Genomic DNA, 13282 nt, shown 5'->3' on the forward strand with positions numbered 1-13282 from the left:
CCCCGATGCTCAACGCGCTTATCCACGCCTTCTGTGGACAAGTGGGTGGGTTCCGCACGCAAGCGGCGGGGACGCACGGGCGTGGGGCTTGGTCTGCCCTTTTTTCAGGCAGCTTGCCGGTGCGACCCCTCGCGGCTAGGTCGCCGCCATGATCACGCGTACGGCCATCGTCACCGGCGGAGCGAAGCGCATCGGCGCAGCGCTGGTCCGCGCGCTCGCCGCCGACGGCTGGCACGTCGTCATCCACTGCAACACGTCGGTCGAGGCTGCCGACGCGCTGGCGGCGGAAGTCGGCAACGCCACCGTGGTTTCGGCCGACCTTGCCGACCCGGACGCCGCCGCGACGATCCTCGCCGCGGCTTCAGGTCCGCTCGGCCTGCTGGTCAATTCGGCGTCGCGCTTCGCGTACGACACGATCGACGATTTCGGCCTCGCCGACTGGACCGCACACCTCGACATCAACCTGCGCGCGCCGGCGCTCCTGACGCGCGCCTTCGCCGCCGCAGTGCCCGCCGACGCGACGGCGTGCGTCGTCAACCTGCTCGACGCCAAGCTCAGCGCGCTGAACCCCGATTATTTCTCCTACACGCTGTCGAAGATCGGCCTGGCGGGCCTGACCGAGCTGGCGGCTCGCGCCTATGCGCCACGGCTGCGCGTCAACGGCATCGCGCCCGCCGTGACGATGGTCAGCGGGCCGCAGTCGCGCGAGAATTTCGAGGCGGCGCACGGGATGAACCCGCTCGGCCGCGGCGTCGAGGTCGAGGAGATCGTCGGCGCGCTGCGCTTCATCCTTGCGACGCCGACGCTCAACGCCCAGACGATCACGCTCGACGGTGGCCAGCGCCTCATGGGCCTGCCGCGCGACGTCGCTTTCATGGTGGACAAATGATACATCCGGTACGTCTCGACGGCCTCGTTCCCGACACGCTGCGCGCCCGCACGCGCAAGATCGTGCTCGATGATTTCGATTTTCCCTGCGACATCGGCTTTCACGATTTCGAGATCGGCACGCCGCAGCGCCTGCGCGTCAACGTCGAGGTGTGGCTCGATGCGGCGCACTTCCCGACCGGCGACGACCCCGCCGAAGCCTGGGACTATGACCGGCTGCGGACCGCGATCCTCGGCCTGACGCAGGGCCGGCGCTTCAACCTGCAGGAGACCGTGGCGCACGCGATCTACGACCTGATCGCGGCGCGGCGCGGCGTGACGGCGCTGCGCATCTCGACGCGCAAGCCCGACATCTACCCCGATTGCGCGGCGGTCGGCGTCGAACTTGCCTCGTTCTAAAGGTTGCGCGTGCAGGCCCCCAGCGTCTCGAGCACGAAGGCGTAATCGTCGGCCAGCGCGGCGCGGTCGTCGCCGCCGACCCGCTCGGGCAGGGTGCGCGGCAGGAAGCACGCGAGGCGGTACCACAGCAACGTGTCGCGCTGGATCGGCGCGGCGGCATCGTCGACGATCTCGCCGAGCGCCAGGCTGAGCGTCCGCGCCGCGCCCGGCCGCGTCAGCACGACGAGCGACACCGGGCGGCCCGCGGTGGTCAGGAAGAACTGGCTCTCGGCCTCGCCCGGGATCGCGCCCGGAACCCGGAAAGCGTTGCCGATGCCGGTGACGACGGGGATCGCCGGATCGCGCGCGGCGCCCAGCACCGCGCGCGCCGTCGCCTCGGCAGCGGGCGTGGCGCCGATCTGCGAGGCGGCGCTGACCAGGGTGAACTGGCCGGGCTCGGCGCCGGGGCGCAGGAACAGCAATACGCCCGCGCCTTTCAGCTTTGGCGGCTTGCCGCCGGCCAGCGGCACCTCGACGAGATAGCTGATCTCGGCCGGGACCGCGGCGGGGGCCTTGAGCGCAGCGGCCAGCGTCGCGCGCACCAGCAGGCGGGCGCGGCCCGGCGCGACGTCGGGCGCGTCCTTGCTGCCCAGCCGTTCGGCGCGGGTGATGGTGGCACGCACGATGACCGGGCTGACGAGTGTCAGCGCCGCGAGGTCGGCATAGGTCGGCACGGGTCCCGGCACGGCGGGCGGAGGCGCAGCGGCGATCAGCAGCGCAGCGACAGGCAGGCAAAGCAGACGCATGGCGGAAACAGCCCAATGACAGGCAGGTAGCGATACCGGGCCGTGCACCCGGCTGGCAAGCAAAGACACCGGTGGCATATCCTACGACAAAGCGGTTGCGGCACAGGGCGCACGCCGCTAACACTTGTGGCCGAACGGCGACCGGAACGGGGGAGCGATCCCTTCGTAACGGCGTTGTCTAGTTTGGACGGCCCGTTGCGGAGCGACCGGAACACCGGCGGGCCGCGCAACGACGATCTGGAGGGAGTGTCGCGCCGCTTATGGCTTACGCCGATCAGAAGATGAGCAATAACCGCATGATCGGCCTTGGGGCCGTCGTGCTGATCCACGTCTTGCTGGGTTGGCTGCTGGTGACCGGGTTGGCGCAGAAGTTCGTCAAGCAGATCATCGAGCCGATCGAGGCCGTGCAGGTCAAGGAAGAGGCGCCGCCGCCCGACGAACCGCCGCCGCCGCCGCCGAAGGAAGTGGAGATTCCGCCCTACGTGCCGCCGCCCGATGTGCAGGTTCAGACGGACTCGCCGCCGCCGCCGATCACCGTGCAGACGACGGTTGTGCCGCCTCCCCAGGCGTACCAACCGCCGGCCCCGGCAGCGCCGCCAGCGCCGCCCGCGGCGCCTGCACCTCCGGCCGGTCCGACGTCGAAGGCACAGCCGGCCAACGCCCGCATCTTCGAGGTCAGCGAGGACGATTATCCGCCGTCGTCGCTGCGTGCCGAGGAAGAGGGCGTGACGCAGGTCCGTGTCGCGATCGGTGCCAACGGCCGGGTCGAAAGCTGCGAGATCACCGCGCCCAGCGGTTTCCCGAAGCTCGACGAACGGACGTGCAAGATCGCTCAGTCGCGCTGGCGCTTCAAGCCGGCGCTGCAGAACGGCACGCCTGTCGCTGACTCGCTGACCAAGCGCATTCGCTGGCAGATCCGCAAATAATCTCGTTCACATAACAAACATCAGAATACGCAAGGGAAACGACGATGGAAACAGCTAGCAAATTCGGTCTGATGTCCGCGCTCGAAGAGGGCGGCCCGCTGACCTGGGGCGTGCTCATCCTGCTCGCGATCATGTCGCTCGGTTCGTGGTACATCATCATCACCAAGTATCTCGATCAGCGTAAGGTGCTCGCCGACGCCAAGGACCTCGAGAAGAAGTTCTGGGGCGCGCCGAGCCTCGCCGAGGGTGCCAAGAAGCTCGACAAGAATTCGGCCTTCCGCCAGATCGTCGACGACGGCCTGCGCGCCAGCGACCATCACGAAGGCCGCTTGACCGACAAGATCGACCAGCACGAGTGGGTGACGATGGCGCTCAACCGTTCGAGCGCGAACGTCCAGTCGAAGCTGCAGGAAGGCCTCGCGTTCCTCGCGTCGGTCGGTTCGACCTCGCCGTTCGTCGGCCTGTTCGGCACCGTCGTCGGCATCTACGGCGCGCTGATCGCCATCGCGGCGTCGGGCCAGGCGTCGATGGACAAGGTCGCGGGCCCGGTCGGCGAGGCGCTGATCATGACCGCCATCGGTCTGGCCGTCGCGGTTCCCGCGGTGCTCGGCTACAACTGGCTGATCCGTCGCAACAAGGACGTGTCGGAGCGTATCGGCAACTTTGCCGCCGACGTTCACGGCGCCCTGATGTCGGGTTCGCGCACGCCGCAGGCGATGCCGCCGATGGCCGCCAAGCCCGTCGTGACGCCCGGCAAGCCGGCGACCGCGTGATCGCCGGACAGGCAGGAGTATCCCAATGTCGATGAGTGTCGGGCAACCGAACGAAGACGGTTCCGAAGCGCCGATCGTCGACATCAACACGACGCCGCTCGTCGACGTCATGCTGGTGCTACTGATCATCTTCCTGATCACCATCCCCGCGGTGTTGCAGACGGTGCCGGTCAGGTTGCCGACGGTCAGCAACATCGCGACGGTGACCAAGCCGGAGAACGTGCTGATCTCGGTGACCAACAGCTGCGAGACCTTCTGGGGTCAGCAGAAGGTCGACTCGAAGGAAGAGTTGCGGACTCGCGGTGTCGCGGCATTGAAGGCGGAAATTGCCCGGCAGGAGGCCGCGGGCGGCAAGATCGAGCTGCCCGAGGTCCACATCCGCGGCGACAAGGACACGGAATATCGCTGCATCGGGGGCGTGATCTTCACGATGCAGCAGGCCGGCTTCCTCAAGATCGGCTTTATTTCCGAGCCCGTGCTCGCGGGCTGATTGATTAACACCCGGGCGCTGTAGCGCCCGGGTCGTCAGGAGACGATACGAATGTCAATGTCAGTAGGCGGCGGCGGCGGTCAGGGCGCCCCGATCATGGACATCAATACGACGCCGCTGATCGACGTGATGCTGGTGCTGCTGATCATGTTCATCATCACCATCCCGATCCAGACGCACGCGGTGAAGCTCGACCTGCCGGTGCCGAACAACACGCCGACGAATGTCGACCCGGTGTTCAACCAGATCGACATCGACTTCCTGGGCAACATCTATTGGAACAAGCAGGAGGTCGATGAGCCCCGCCTGCTTCAGTATCTGAAGACCGCGGTCGCGCTGCCCACCCAGCCCGAACTTCGCCTCAAGCCCGAGGGCCTGGCGCGCTACGAGGTCGTCGACAAGGTGATGGCGACGGCGCAGCAGGCCGGCGTCACGAAGATGGGCTTCGTCGGGAACGAGCAATACGCGAATTGAGCCACTGCGCGGCCGAGCCATAAGCGAGGAAACGCACCTTCGCGTTTCCTTGCTTGGGCGCGGACTCGCGCAAGACCGGACGGCGAGGCGGGCGCACTTCGCGCCCGAACTCGTCCGACGCCAGCCCCGGCTTTGCCGGGGCTTTTTTTCTGCCTTGCGTCCACGCCCAGACGGCTTAGCCTTTGCTATCGGCAAGCAGACGGAGGTCTCGTGATGGCGATGACGGCAGCAGCGGCGGGCAATGCGCCGATGATGGACATCAACACGACGCCGTTGATCGACGTCATGCTCGTCCTCCTGATCATGTTCATCATCACGATCCCGTTGAACACGCATGCGGTGAAGCTCGACCTGCCCTCCGGCGGCGGACCAGTCGCGGCCACGGCATCGAACCAGATCGACATCGACGTGCTCGGCAATGTCTATTGGAACCAGCAGATCGTCGACCGTACCGCGCTGCAGGACAGGCTGCGCGCCAGCATCGCCTCATCGAGCGAGCCCCTCCTGCGCCTGCGCCCCGATGCCTTGGCGCGGTACCAGATCGTCGACGAGGTAATGGCGACCGTCCAGCGGGCGGGTGTCACCCGGATCGCATTCGTCGGGAATGAGGCATACGTCAGGTAAGACGCGGATGAGCGAGCGACGATAGTCGTCGCGTTTCTTAGCTTACACCTAGCCCACTTGAGGTCAGGCTGCTTCCGCGAACTGCAACCGCGCCAGCCGCGCATACAGCCCGCCATCTGCGTACAGCGAGTCGTGCGTCCCCTGCGCGACGATCCGCCCATCGTCCATCACGACGATCCGGTCCGCCCCGCGCACGGTGGCGAAGCGGTGCGCGATGACCAGGGTCGTGCGCCCCTCCATCAGCTTCTCGAGAGCGCGCTGCACCAGCTGCTCCGACTCCGCATCAAGCGACGATGTCGCCTCGTCGAGTAGCAGGATCGGCGCATCGCGCAGCACGGCGCGGGCGATCGCGAGGCGCTGGCGCTGGCCGCCCGACAGGCGCGTGCCGGCCTCGCCCAGGAAGCTGTGGATGCCGTCGGGCATGGCGCGTAGGAAGTCGGCGGCATGCGCGGCCTCGGCCGCTGCCCAGACCTCGGCCTCGGTCGCGTCGGGTCGGCCGTAGAGGATGTTCTCGTATGCGGTCGCCGCGAACACCACCGTCTCCTGCGGGACGACGGCGATCCGAGCGCGCACCGCGACCGGGTCGGCCTGGGGCAGCGGCACGCCGTCGATGCTGATCGTGCCGCCTTGCGGGTCGTAGAAGCGCTGGACGAGCTGGAACAGGGTCGACTTTCCCGCCCCCGACGGGCCGACGACGGCGACGGTCTCGCCTGGGCGTACGTCGAGGGTGAAGTCGACGAGGGCCGGGCCGTCTGGCTTTGTCGGATAGTTGAAGGTGACGTGACTGAGGCTGAGGCGCCCCTGCGGCGCTGGCAGCGCCACGGCGTTCTCCGGCGCGCGGATGTCGGGGCGCGCGGCGAACAGTTCCTGCAGCCTGCCGCTGGCGCCCGCGGCGCGCATGAAGTCGCCGTAAACCTCGGTCAGCGCGCCGAACGCGCCCGCGACGAGCGCCGCCGCCAGCACGAAGGCAGCGATCGTGCCGCCGGTCATGCGGCCCGCGATGACGTCAATCGCGCCCTCCCACAGCACCAGGGCGATCGCGCCGAAGATCAGAGTGATGACCAGCGCGGTCATCAGCGAGCGCGTCAGGATGCGGCGCTTGGCGGCGTCGAACGCCGCCTCGACCGCGCGGCCGAAGCGTGCTGCCTCGCGCTTTTCCTGGGTGAAGGCCTGCACGACCTTGATTGCGCCCAGCACCTCGGCGACGATGCTTCCGACGCTGGCGATGCGGTCCTGGCTGGTCCGCGACATCGCCTTGACGCGCCGCCCGAGCAGCACGATCGGCAGGATGGTCAGCGGGATGACCAGCATCATGAAGCCGGTCAGCTTCGGCGACTGGAACGCCATGTAGACGATGCCGCCGAGCCCCATGAACAGGTTGCGGAGCGCGACCGACGCGCTGGTCGAGACGACCTGCTCGATCACCGCGGTGTCCGACGTCAAGCGCGAGGCGATCTCCGACGGGCGGTTCTCCTCGAAGAACGCCGGGTCGAGGGTCAGCAGGTGGACGTGCACGGCCTTGCGCAGGTCGGCGACGACGCGCTCGCCGATCCAGCTGACGAAGTAGAAGCGGAACGCGGTGGCCACGCCCATGACCAGCACGACGCCGAGCAGACCCCAGAAGAACGGCGCGATCGTCGCGGGGTCGCTACCCTCCTTGAAGCCGTTGTCGACGATTTGCTTGAACGTATTCGGGATGGCGAGCGACGCGCCCGCCGCGACGATCAGCGCGATCAGCGCGCACGTCAGCTGGAACGGATAGGCCCGCACGAACCCCCAGAGCAGCGACAGGTTCGACAGCTTGCGTGACGGCGGTGCGGCGTGCGGGGAGATTTCGGCCATGCGCGTCCCTAACAGGCGTTTGAGCGCCGCTCAATCGGCGGCGCCGCCCATCGCCCTCGCGCATCCGGCCGGCAGGGGGTGGGCGAGGACGAGCTGTTGCAGCGCGACGCGCGTGCGTCCGGCGGGCAACCAGGCGATGACGCGCTCGCCGGCGGCGTCGGCGATGCGGTAGCTGAGGGTTTTGCGCGAGTCCCCCTCGGTACCTGCGATGCGCGCCAGGCGCTTCATGCCGTCGCGCAGGCCCGCGGCATAGGCGGGGCCGGCAGGATCGACGCCGGTGATCGCGCCCGCCTTGGCGCTGGCGTCACGGTCGAAGCCGGGGTCGAAGACCGCGAGCTGGATGTTCTCGACGCGCACGCAGCCGCCGAACAGCGTGGGCGGCAGCACGACCGGCGCGCCCGCATCGACATGGCGCGTCAGCAGCGGCCGGGCGTCGAGCCCCGAGCGCCGCGCCGCGGCGATGAAGTTGGCGCGCAGCGCAGGCTTCGAGGGTCTCCGCATTGCGTCGCGCATCGCGAACAGGATGCGGTCGAGCCCGCCGCGCCCCCGCGTCCGCTCGTCGAGCAGCAGCGCGAGCACCGCGCCGCGCTGGTAGGGCAGCCGCTCGACGCGGCGGTCGCGCCAGAAGTCGGCGACGATGCGCGCGTTGGGCGCGTCGCGCACCGGCGAGGTCGCGAGCGCGACGAGGATGGCGTTGAGGTCGGCGACGAACTCGTCGGGCCCCCACAGCCCCGAGCGCAGCAAAGTGCGCGCAGCGTAGAAGTCGGTGAAGCCTTCGCTGAGCCAGTACAGCCCCGCCTCGCTTGGGCCGTCGGGCAAAGTGCCGAGGCGGCGCGCGATCCAGGTGTGGATATGCTCGTGCGCGATGTTGCGGAGCAGATCCGCCGCCTGGGTCTTGCCGCCGGCATATTGCGCGAATCCGTCCGACCGCCCGGTGCCGCCCGACGACAGGCTGCCGGGCGAGGGCGCCAGCTCGTACAGGGTCACGGTGAACGGCCCGCGCACGTCGCCCCAGAAGTCGCGCTGCGCGCCGATCACCCGCGCCATCGTGTCGGCGTAGGTGTCGAGGTCGAAATCCCAGCTGCCCCGCGTCGCGAGGCGAAGCGTGCCGCCGGAGATCGGGCGGGTGCGCACCACGACATCGGGCCCGGCGAGCAGGCTGCTGTCGCCGATCTCGCCGACCGTCAGCCCGGGATGATCGAGGTCCGATGCGGTGCGCCACGCCGCGGGCCAGCCCACCCATGCGAAGCGCGCCGCCGCGCCGTCACGCCCCTCCGGCGTTGCGAACAGGAACTCGCCGAGCGAGGCGAACCAGGCGGGGCGGATGACCGCGCCGCGGTAGGGGTTGCCCTCGGCCTCGGCGGGGTCGGCGGCATAGGCGGTGCGGACCGTGTAGCGCACCCGGATCGGCGCGCCGGGGCGGGCGGTCAGGGTGCGTTTCGCCCCCGTGCCGCTGATTTGCGCGCCCGTCGCCGTGATCCTGCCGAGCAGCTTCCAGTGATCGTCGACGCCGCCGAAATCGTCGGGCAGGGCGAGGACGGTGGTGCCGTCGGCGTCGCCGGTCAGGCCGATCTCGACGGTCACTGCGCTCAGCGCGCCGTCGGTCAGGACAGGCGACAGGCGATAGGTGACGGGTGCAGGCGCGGCTGCCAGCAGGGTGAGGGCGGCGAGTGCCGCGAAACTACGCCTCACTGCGGACGCTCCGCCGGCGCGAGCACGACGATCAGCGCAGCCGCGAGACCCGTGCCCACGACCGTCGCGAGCAGATCCCATGGATCGAATACCAGTCCACTTGTGCTGCGCTGCACCAGTTCCCACACGACCAGCCCCGACAGGCTGCCCGCCGCACACCAGGCAAAGGCGCGCAGCGTCGTGCGGCGGCCGGCGTCGCGCCGCTGGTCGACCCAGATGCCCAGCGCGACGAAGGGGATCGCCACTGCCGCGCACAGGTTCGGCGCGATGCCCATCAGCCAGTTGTCCCCGGCACCCGCGTCACGCACCGCGTGCACGCCGCTCAGCGCGGCGAGCGCGGCAATTCCGGTCAGGCTGTAGCGCAGGGTCGGCGGCATGTGTCTCCACTCGTTAGCGCTTTATGCTGCAAGTGCGTTGTGGCAAGGATGCGCGGTTGGGGCCCGCGCGGGCCGCGTTCGAGGACCATGCATGCTGTATAACGCCTATGAATTGCAACGCTCGTGGCTGGCTGGTGCGGGGGCGGCGGCGCAACAGGCGTCGGAATGGCTGCTCAGCCCGGCGAACCCGATGTCGTACGTCGGCACCTCGCCGGTCATCGCCCGCGCCCTCGAAGTCTTCGCGCATGCTACCGCGGCGCGCGGCAAGCCCGATTTCGGCCTGCCGACGACGCTGGTCGACGGCCAGGCGGTCACGGTCACCGAGGAGATCGTGCTGCGCAAGCCTTTCGGTCAACTCAAGCATTTCGTTCGTGAGGGCGGCTCGCGCGGCGACCCCCGCGTGCTGATCGTCGCGCCGATGTCGGGGCACTTCGCGACCCTGCTGCGCGGCACGGTCGAGCGCATGCTGCCCGGCCACGACGTGTGGATCACCGACTGGCGCGACGCCAAATACGTGCCGGTCAGCGAGGGGCGCTTCGACCTCAACGATTACGTCGACTATCTGATCGAGTTCATGGGCGTCGTCGGCCCCGGCGCGCACATGCTGGCGGTGTGCCAGCCCGCGGTGCCCGCCTATGCTGCGGTTGCGCTGATGGAGGCGAACGATCATCCGGCGCGCCCGGCGACGCTGACGATGATGGGCGGCCCGATCGACACCCGCAAGGCACCGACCTCGGTCGACGATCTCGCGACGCAGCGGCCCTTCGCGTGGTTCGAGCAGAACGTCATCGCGACGGTGCCGAACATCTATCCGGGCGCGGGCCGCAAGGTCTATCCGGGCTTCCTGCAGCTCAGCGGCTTCCTGTCGATGAACCTCGCCAACCACATGAAATCGCACTTCGAGATGTTCAAGCACCTCGTCGCGGGCGAGGACGACAGCGCCGATGCGACCAAGGCGTTCTACGAGGAATATCGCTCGGTGTCGGACATGACCGCCGAATTCTACCTGCAGACGATTGACGCGGTGTTCCAGCGCCAGCTCGTCGCCAAGGGCGAGTTCGAGCATCGCGGCCAGGTCGCCAACCCGGCCGACATCCGCCGCACCGCGCTGCTGGCGATCGAGGGCGAGCGCGACGACATCTCGGGCCTCGGCCAGACCAAGGCGGCGCTCGACCTCGCGGTCAACCTGCCTGCGGACGCCAAGGACTATTACATGGCCGAAGGTGCCGGCCATTACGGCATCTTCAACGGCAAGCGCTGGCGCGACAAGATCGCGCCGGTCGTCGAGGCGTTCATCCGCAAGCACGACGCCGCGGGCCGCGCGCCGATCGCGGTGCTGCCCGAGCCGAGCGCCAAGGTCGACGCGGACGTGGATGCGGTGGCGCACGCCTGAGCTTGTTGCACGCCGGCCCCCCGCGCGGTAATCAGGGCCTCCCTTGGGGAGTAGCTACCCGCGCGAGCGGGGCCTGCGTCAACATGCTTGGGCCGGTGACGGTCCGTGGCGCAGGCAGCGGCCGATGGCCGCCCGGCAAGACCAACGGCGGTGCTGCCCCCTCGGCCGGGGCGGTGCCCGCCGTTCGCTTGCCCTGGCCCTGGACTGCATCATGACCGGTCTCGTCACTCTCGCCGTCCTCGGGCTCAGCCTGTCGGTCGACGCCTTCGCGGCTGCCGTCGGCAAGGGGGCGTGCGCACCGGCGCGGCCGCGCCTCACCGATGCACTGAAGATCGGTGCGGTGTTCGGCTTCTTCGAAGCGCTGACCCCGGCGATCGGCTGGGCGATCGGGCTGGCGCTCAGCAGCTGGATCGCGGCGGTCGATCACTGGGTGGCGTTCGGGCTGCTTGCCGTCGTCGGCGGTCACATGCTGTGGCAGGCGGCACAGGCGCACGACGATACGGCCGACATCGCTCCGCGCAGTGGCGCGCCGCTGCGCCTCGTCCTGACCGCGCTGGCGACGAGCATCGACGCGATGGCGGTCGGGGTCAGCCTGGCGGTGCTCGACGTCGATATCGTCGTCGCCTGCCTGATCATCGGCGGCGTGACGACGCTGGTCGCGACGGGGGGCGTGCTGCTCGGGCGGCATGCAGGGCCGTATCTGGGGCGCTACGCCGAGGTGCTTGGCGGCGTCGCGCTGATCGGCATCGGCAGCTTGATCTTGTGGCAGCATTTGTCCGGACAGGCCTGATCCGCATGGGTAGCACCATCCGCCAGTGGACGTGGGCCGGGCCGGTGTTCGCGCTGGTCGTCGTGGTCGCCAGCCTGATGGTCGACGTGCCGATCGCGGTGCTCGGCGTCGCGCTGATCCTCGCGGTGCTGGCCGCCGTCCATCACGCCGAGCTGATCGCGCACCGCGTCGGGGAGCCGTTCGGTACGCTGCTACTGGCGCTCGCGGTCACGATCATCGAGCTCGGCCTGATCGTCACCCTGATGTCGGCGGGCGGGTCGAACGCCGCGACGCTGGCACGCGACACGGTGTTCGCGGCGGTGATGATCATCCTGAACGGCCTCGTCGGCGTCTGCATACTGGTCGGCGCGCTGCGCCACCGCGAGCAGGTGTTCCAGCAGTCGGGGGTCAGCGCCTCGCTCGCCACCTTGTGCGCGCTGACCGTGCTGACGCTGGCGCTGCCCAATTTCACCGTCAGCGAGGCGGGGCCCGTCTATGCGCCGTCGCAGCTGGCGTTCGTCGCGGTCGTGTCGTTCCTGCTCTACGCGACCTTCGTGTCGGTGCAGACGGTACGCCACCGCGACTATTTCCTGCCTGAGCCGTCGCTCGCTGCCGATGTCGAGGTCCACGCCGCCCCGCCGTCGAACGCGCGCACCGCGGTATCGGCGCTGCTGCTCGTCGCGTGCCTGGTCGCGGTGGTGCTGCTCGCCAAGACGCTGGCGCCGCCGATCGAGGCGGGGGTCGCAGCCCTCGGGGCGCCGCGCACCGTGGTCGGCGTAATCATCGCGGCGCTGGTGCTGCTGCCCGAAAGCGTCGCCGCGGTGCGCGCGGCGCTGGCGAACCGGCTGCAGACCAGCCTCAACCTCGGGCTCGGCTCGGCGTTGGCGACGATCGGGCTGACAATCCCCGCGGTCGCCGCGCTGTCGCTGCTGATCGACCTGCCGATCGCCCTCGGCCTCGATGCCAAGAGCATCGTGCTGCTGTTCCTGACTTTGCTCGTCGCGACGCTGACGCTCGGTACCGGTCGGACGACGATCCTGCAGGGGACCGTCCACCTGGTCATCTTCGGCGTCTATCTGTTCACGACGATAGTGCCCTAGGCTAGGGCGCTACCTTCTTCTGCACATACTCGACGAAGTCCTTCGCGAAGGCATCGCGGAGTTCCAGCTTCGCTGCCTCGACCATCTCCGGCGTCTTCGGCGGGAAATTCTCGAGCGGATTCTTGACCTGTCCGACCACTGTCTTGGTCGCCAATGGCTTGTCGCCGAACTCGCGGTAGGTCCAGCCGGTGAACAGGTTGCTGCCGTACATGGCCGCCTTGTGGTAGAAGATATAGGTCGTGATCAGCTCGGCGTAGCAGCCGTGGGTCGAGGCGCTCAGGCGCTGCTTGGCCTTGATCCGGGCGTTGTCGGCTTTGACCTTCGCTTTGAGTTCGGGGTTTTTCTTCACATCCTCGTTGAACGGCGTCGGCGGTTGGATCACGATCCTATAGCCGCGCAGCTTGAGTGTTTCGGCGATGCCGATCTTGTTGAGCTCAGCGAGCTGGACATCGGGGCCCAGATATTCCGCCATCAGATCCTTGACCGACTTGACGCGCCCGTCATGGGCAGCGGCATCGGCGATTGCCCCGATCACGCCGAAACCCGACAACAGGCCGGAGTTGAAGCCGAGATAGTTCTGGGTCGGCCATACGTGGAGTTCGCACGGGGCATCGACCGTCGGCGCGACCGCGGCCCCAGGTGCAGCAGGCGCTGCGTTGTCTGCCGGAGCCGCGGGCGTGGCCTGCTGAGCGGCAACGGGCGCCGCGGCGACGCCAAGCGTCATCGCCGCCAGAATCTGCAGTTTCATGT

Annotated in this window: 15 protein-coding genes and 1 riboswitch; of the genes, 10 read left to right on the forward strand and 5 right to left on the reverse strand. The window is 68.7% G+C overall.

Annotated elements, in window-relative coordinates; genetic code table 11:
* The first annotated feature begins 148 nt into the window (after positions 1 to 148).
* Together FMM06_RS04780 and FMM06_RS04785 are read left to right on the forward strand one after the other, a co-directional pair.
* Complete coding sequence (locus FMM06_RS04780) at positions 149 to 889, forward strand: SDR family NAD(P)-dependent oxidoreductase (protein WP_143555022.1); 741 nt, start codon at positions 149 to 151, stop codon at positions 887 to 889.
* Positions 886 to 1287, forward strand: a complete 402-nt coding sequence (locus FMM06_RS04785; protein WP_185965041.1) for a dihydroneopterin aldolase — start codon at positions 886 to 888, stop codon at positions 1285 to 1287. Before FMM06_RS04780 ends, FMM06_RS04785 begins: the two co-directional genes overlap by 4 nt.
* On the opposite strand, the gene FMM06_RS04790 is transcribed toward FMM06_RS04785, so the two are convergent.
* Complete coding sequence (locus FMM06_RS04790) at positions 1284 to 2072, reverse strand: hypothetical protein (protein WP_143555023.1); 789 nt, start codon at positions 2070 to 2072, stop codon at positions 1284 to 1286. The two genes, FMM06_RS04785 and FMM06_RS04790, sit on opposite strands and share 4 nt — an antisense overlap.
* 281 nt (positions 2073 to 2353) lie before the next feature.
* On the opposite strand from FMM06_RS04790, the gene FMM06_RS04795 reads away from it, so the two are divergent.
* From FMM06_RS04795 to FMM06_RS04815, 5 genes are all read left to right on the forward strand, one after another.
* The gene (locus FMM06_RS04795) at positions 2354 to 2998 is read left to right on the forward strand and encodes an energy transducer TonB (RefSeq protein WP_235889073.1); all 645 of its coding nucleotides are present in this window, start codon (positions 2354 to 2356) and stop codon (positions 2996 to 2998) included.
* Positions 2999 to 3069: 71 nt separating this feature from the next.
* The gene (locus FMM06_RS04800; protein ID WP_143555025.1) at positions 3070 to 3771 is read left to right on the forward strand and encodes a MotA/TolQ/ExbB proton channel family protein; all 702 of its coding nucleotides are present in this window, start codon (positions 3070 to 3072) and stop codon (positions 3769 to 3771) included.
* 25 nt (positions 3772 to 3796) lie between these two features.
* Complete coding sequence (locus FMM06_RS04805) at positions 3797 to 4261, forward strand: ExbD/TolR family protein (RefSeq protein WP_143555026.1); 465 nt, start codon at positions 3797 to 3799, stop codon at positions 4259 to 4261.
* 57 nt (positions 4262 to 4318) lie between these two features.
* Positions 4319 to 4735, forward strand: coding sequence for an ExbD/TolR family protein (locus FMM06_RS04810; RefSeq protein ID WP_407925194.1), 417 nt, complete (start codon positions 4319 to 4321; stop codon positions 4733 to 4735).
* A gap of 213 nt (positions 4736 to 4948) precedes the next feature.
* Positions 4949 to 5359, forward strand: a complete 411-nt coding sequence (locus FMM06_RS04815; protein ID WP_143555028.1) for an ExbD/TolR family protein — start codon at positions 4949 to 4951, stop codon at positions 5357 to 5359.
* 63 nt (positions 5360 to 5422) lie between these two features.
* On the opposite strand, the gene FMM06_RS04820 is transcribed toward FMM06_RS04815, so the two are convergent.
* From FMM06_RS04820 to FMM06_RS04830, 3 genes are read right to left on the reverse strand one after another with little or no spacing between them, the layout of a single operon-like run.
* Entirely contained in the window at positions 5423 to 7201 is a 1779-nt protein-coding gene (locus tag FMM06_RS04820; protein WP_143555029.1) for an ABC transporter transmembrane domain-containing protein, read from the reverse strand.
* Between the two features lie 30 nt (positions 7202 to 7231).
* Positions 7232 to 8893: a M61 family metallopeptidase gene (locus tag FMM06_RS04825; protein ID WP_143555030.1), complete on the reverse strand. Its 1662-nt coding sequence runs from the start codon at positions 8891 to 8893 to the stop codon at positions 7232 to 7234.
* Positions 8890 to 9270 (reverse strand): hypothetical protein, encoded by a 381-nt coding sequence (locus tag FMM06_RS04830; protein WP_143555031.1) that lies wholly within the window; start codon positions 9268 to 9270, stop codon positions 8890 to 8892. Before FMM06_RS04830 ends, FMM06_RS04825 begins: the two co-directional genes overlap by 4 nt.
* Positions 9271 to 9361: 91 nt before the next feature.
* Here FMM06_RS04830 and FMM06_RS04835 point away from each other — a divergent pair, with 91 nt between their 5' ends.
* From FMM06_RS04835 to FMM06_RS04845, 3 genes are all read left to right on the forward strand, one after another.
* Positions 9362 to 10663: a polyhydroxyalkanoate depolymerase gene (locus tag FMM06_RS04835; RefSeq protein WP_143555032.1), complete on the forward strand. Its 1302-nt coding sequence runs from the start codon at positions 9362 to 9364 to the stop codon at positions 10661 to 10663.
* Positions 10664 to 10706: 43 nt separating this feature from the next.
* Positions 10707 to 10797: riboswitch (yybP-ykoY riboswitch) on the forward strand.
* A 77-nt stretch (positions 10798 to 10874) separates the two neighbouring features.
* A complete protein-coding gene (locus FMM06_RS04840; RefSeq protein WP_143555033.1) occupies positions 10875 to 11453 on the forward strand; it encodes a manganese efflux pump MntP in 579 nt (192 codons plus the stop codon).
* A 5-nt stretch (positions 11454 to 11458) separates the two neighbouring features.
* On the forward strand, positions 11459 to 12532 hold the full coding sequence (locus tag FMM06_RS04845) for a calcium:proton antiporter (RefSeq protein WP_143555034.1): 1074 nt from the start codon (positions 11459 to 11461) through the stop codon (positions 12530 to 12532).
* Between the two features lies 1 nt (position 12533).
* Here the strand turns inward: FMM06_RS04845 and FMM06_RS04850 are convergent, their stop codons facing one another.
* Entirely contained in the window at positions 12534 to 13280 is a 747-nt protein-coding gene (locus FMM06_RS04850) for a hypothetical protein (protein ID WP_143555035.1), read from the reverse strand.
* Between the last annotated feature and the right edge of the window lie 2 nt (positions 13281 to 13282).

Origin of the sequence: Glacieibacterium frigidum, assembly GCF_007097155.1 — a bacterium.
In the GTDB taxonomy this organism is placed as follows: domain Bacteria; phylum Pseudomonadota; class Alphaproteobacteria; order Sphingomonadales; family Sphingomonadaceae; genus Glacieibacterium; species Glacieibacterium frigidum.

What these genes read in the sequence shown, in the direction of transcription:
- FMM06_RS04780 (WP_143555022.1), top strand. Translation starts at nt 149, where the DNA reads ATGATCACGCGTACGGCCATCGTCACCGGCGGAGCGAAGCGCATCGGC.
- FMM06_RS04785 (WP_185965041.1), top strand. Translation starts at nt 886, where the DNA reads ATGATACATCCGGTACGTCTCGACGGCCTCGTTCCCGACACGCTGCGC.
- FMM06_RS04790 (WP_143555023.1), bottom strand. Translation starts at nt 2,072, where the DNA reads ATGCGTCTGCTTTGCCTGCCTGTCGCTGCGCTGCTGATCGCCGCTGCG.
- FMM06_RS04795 (WP_235889073.1), top strand. Translation starts at nt 2,354, where the DNA reads ATGAGCAATAACCGCATGATCGGCCTTGGGGCCGTCGTGCTGATCCAC.
- FMM06_RS04800 (WP_143555025.1), top strand. Translation starts at nt 3,070, where the DNA reads ATGTCCGCGCTCGAAGAGGGCGGCCCGCTGACCTGGGGCGTGCTCATC.
- FMM06_RS04805 (WP_143555026.1), top strand. Translation starts at nt 3,797, where the DNA reads ATGTCGATGAGTGTCGGGCAACCGAACGAAGACGGTTCCGAAGCGCCG.
- FMM06_RS04810 (WP_407925194.1), top strand. Translation starts at nt 4,319, where the DNA reads ATGTCAGTAGGCGGCGGCGGCGGTCAGGGCGCCCCGATCATGGACATC.
- FMM06_RS04815 (WP_143555028.1), top strand. Translation starts at nt 4,949, where the DNA reads ATGGCGATGACGGCAGCAGCGGCGGGCAATGCGCCGATGATGGACATC.
- FMM06_RS04820 (WP_143555029.1), bottom strand. Translation starts at nt 7,201, where the DNA reads ATGGCCGAAATCTCCCCGCACGCCGCACCGCCGTCACGCAAGCTGTCG.
- FMM06_RS04830 (WP_143555031.1), bottom strand. Translation starts at nt 9,270, where the DNA reads ATGCCGCCGACCCTGCGCTACAGCCTGACCGGAATTGCCGCGCTCGCC.
- FMM06_RS04835 (WP_143555032.1), top strand. Translation starts at nt 9,362, where the DNA reads ATGCTGTATAACGCCTATGAATTGCAACGCTCGTGGCTGGCTGGTGCG.
- FMM06_RS04840 (WP_143555033.1), top strand. Translation starts at nt 10,875, where the DNA reads ATGACCGGTCTCGTCACTCTCGCCGTCCTCGGGCTCAGCCTGTCGGTC.
- FMM06_RS04845 (WP_143555034.1), top strand. Translation starts at nt 11,459, where the DNA reads ATGGGTAGCACCATCCGCCAGTGGACGTGGGCCGGGCCGGTGTTCGCG.
- FMM06_RS04850 (WP_143555035.1), bottom strand. Translation starts at nt 13,280, where the DNA reads ATGAAACTGCAGATTCTGGCGGCGATGACGCTTGGCGTCGCCGCGGCG.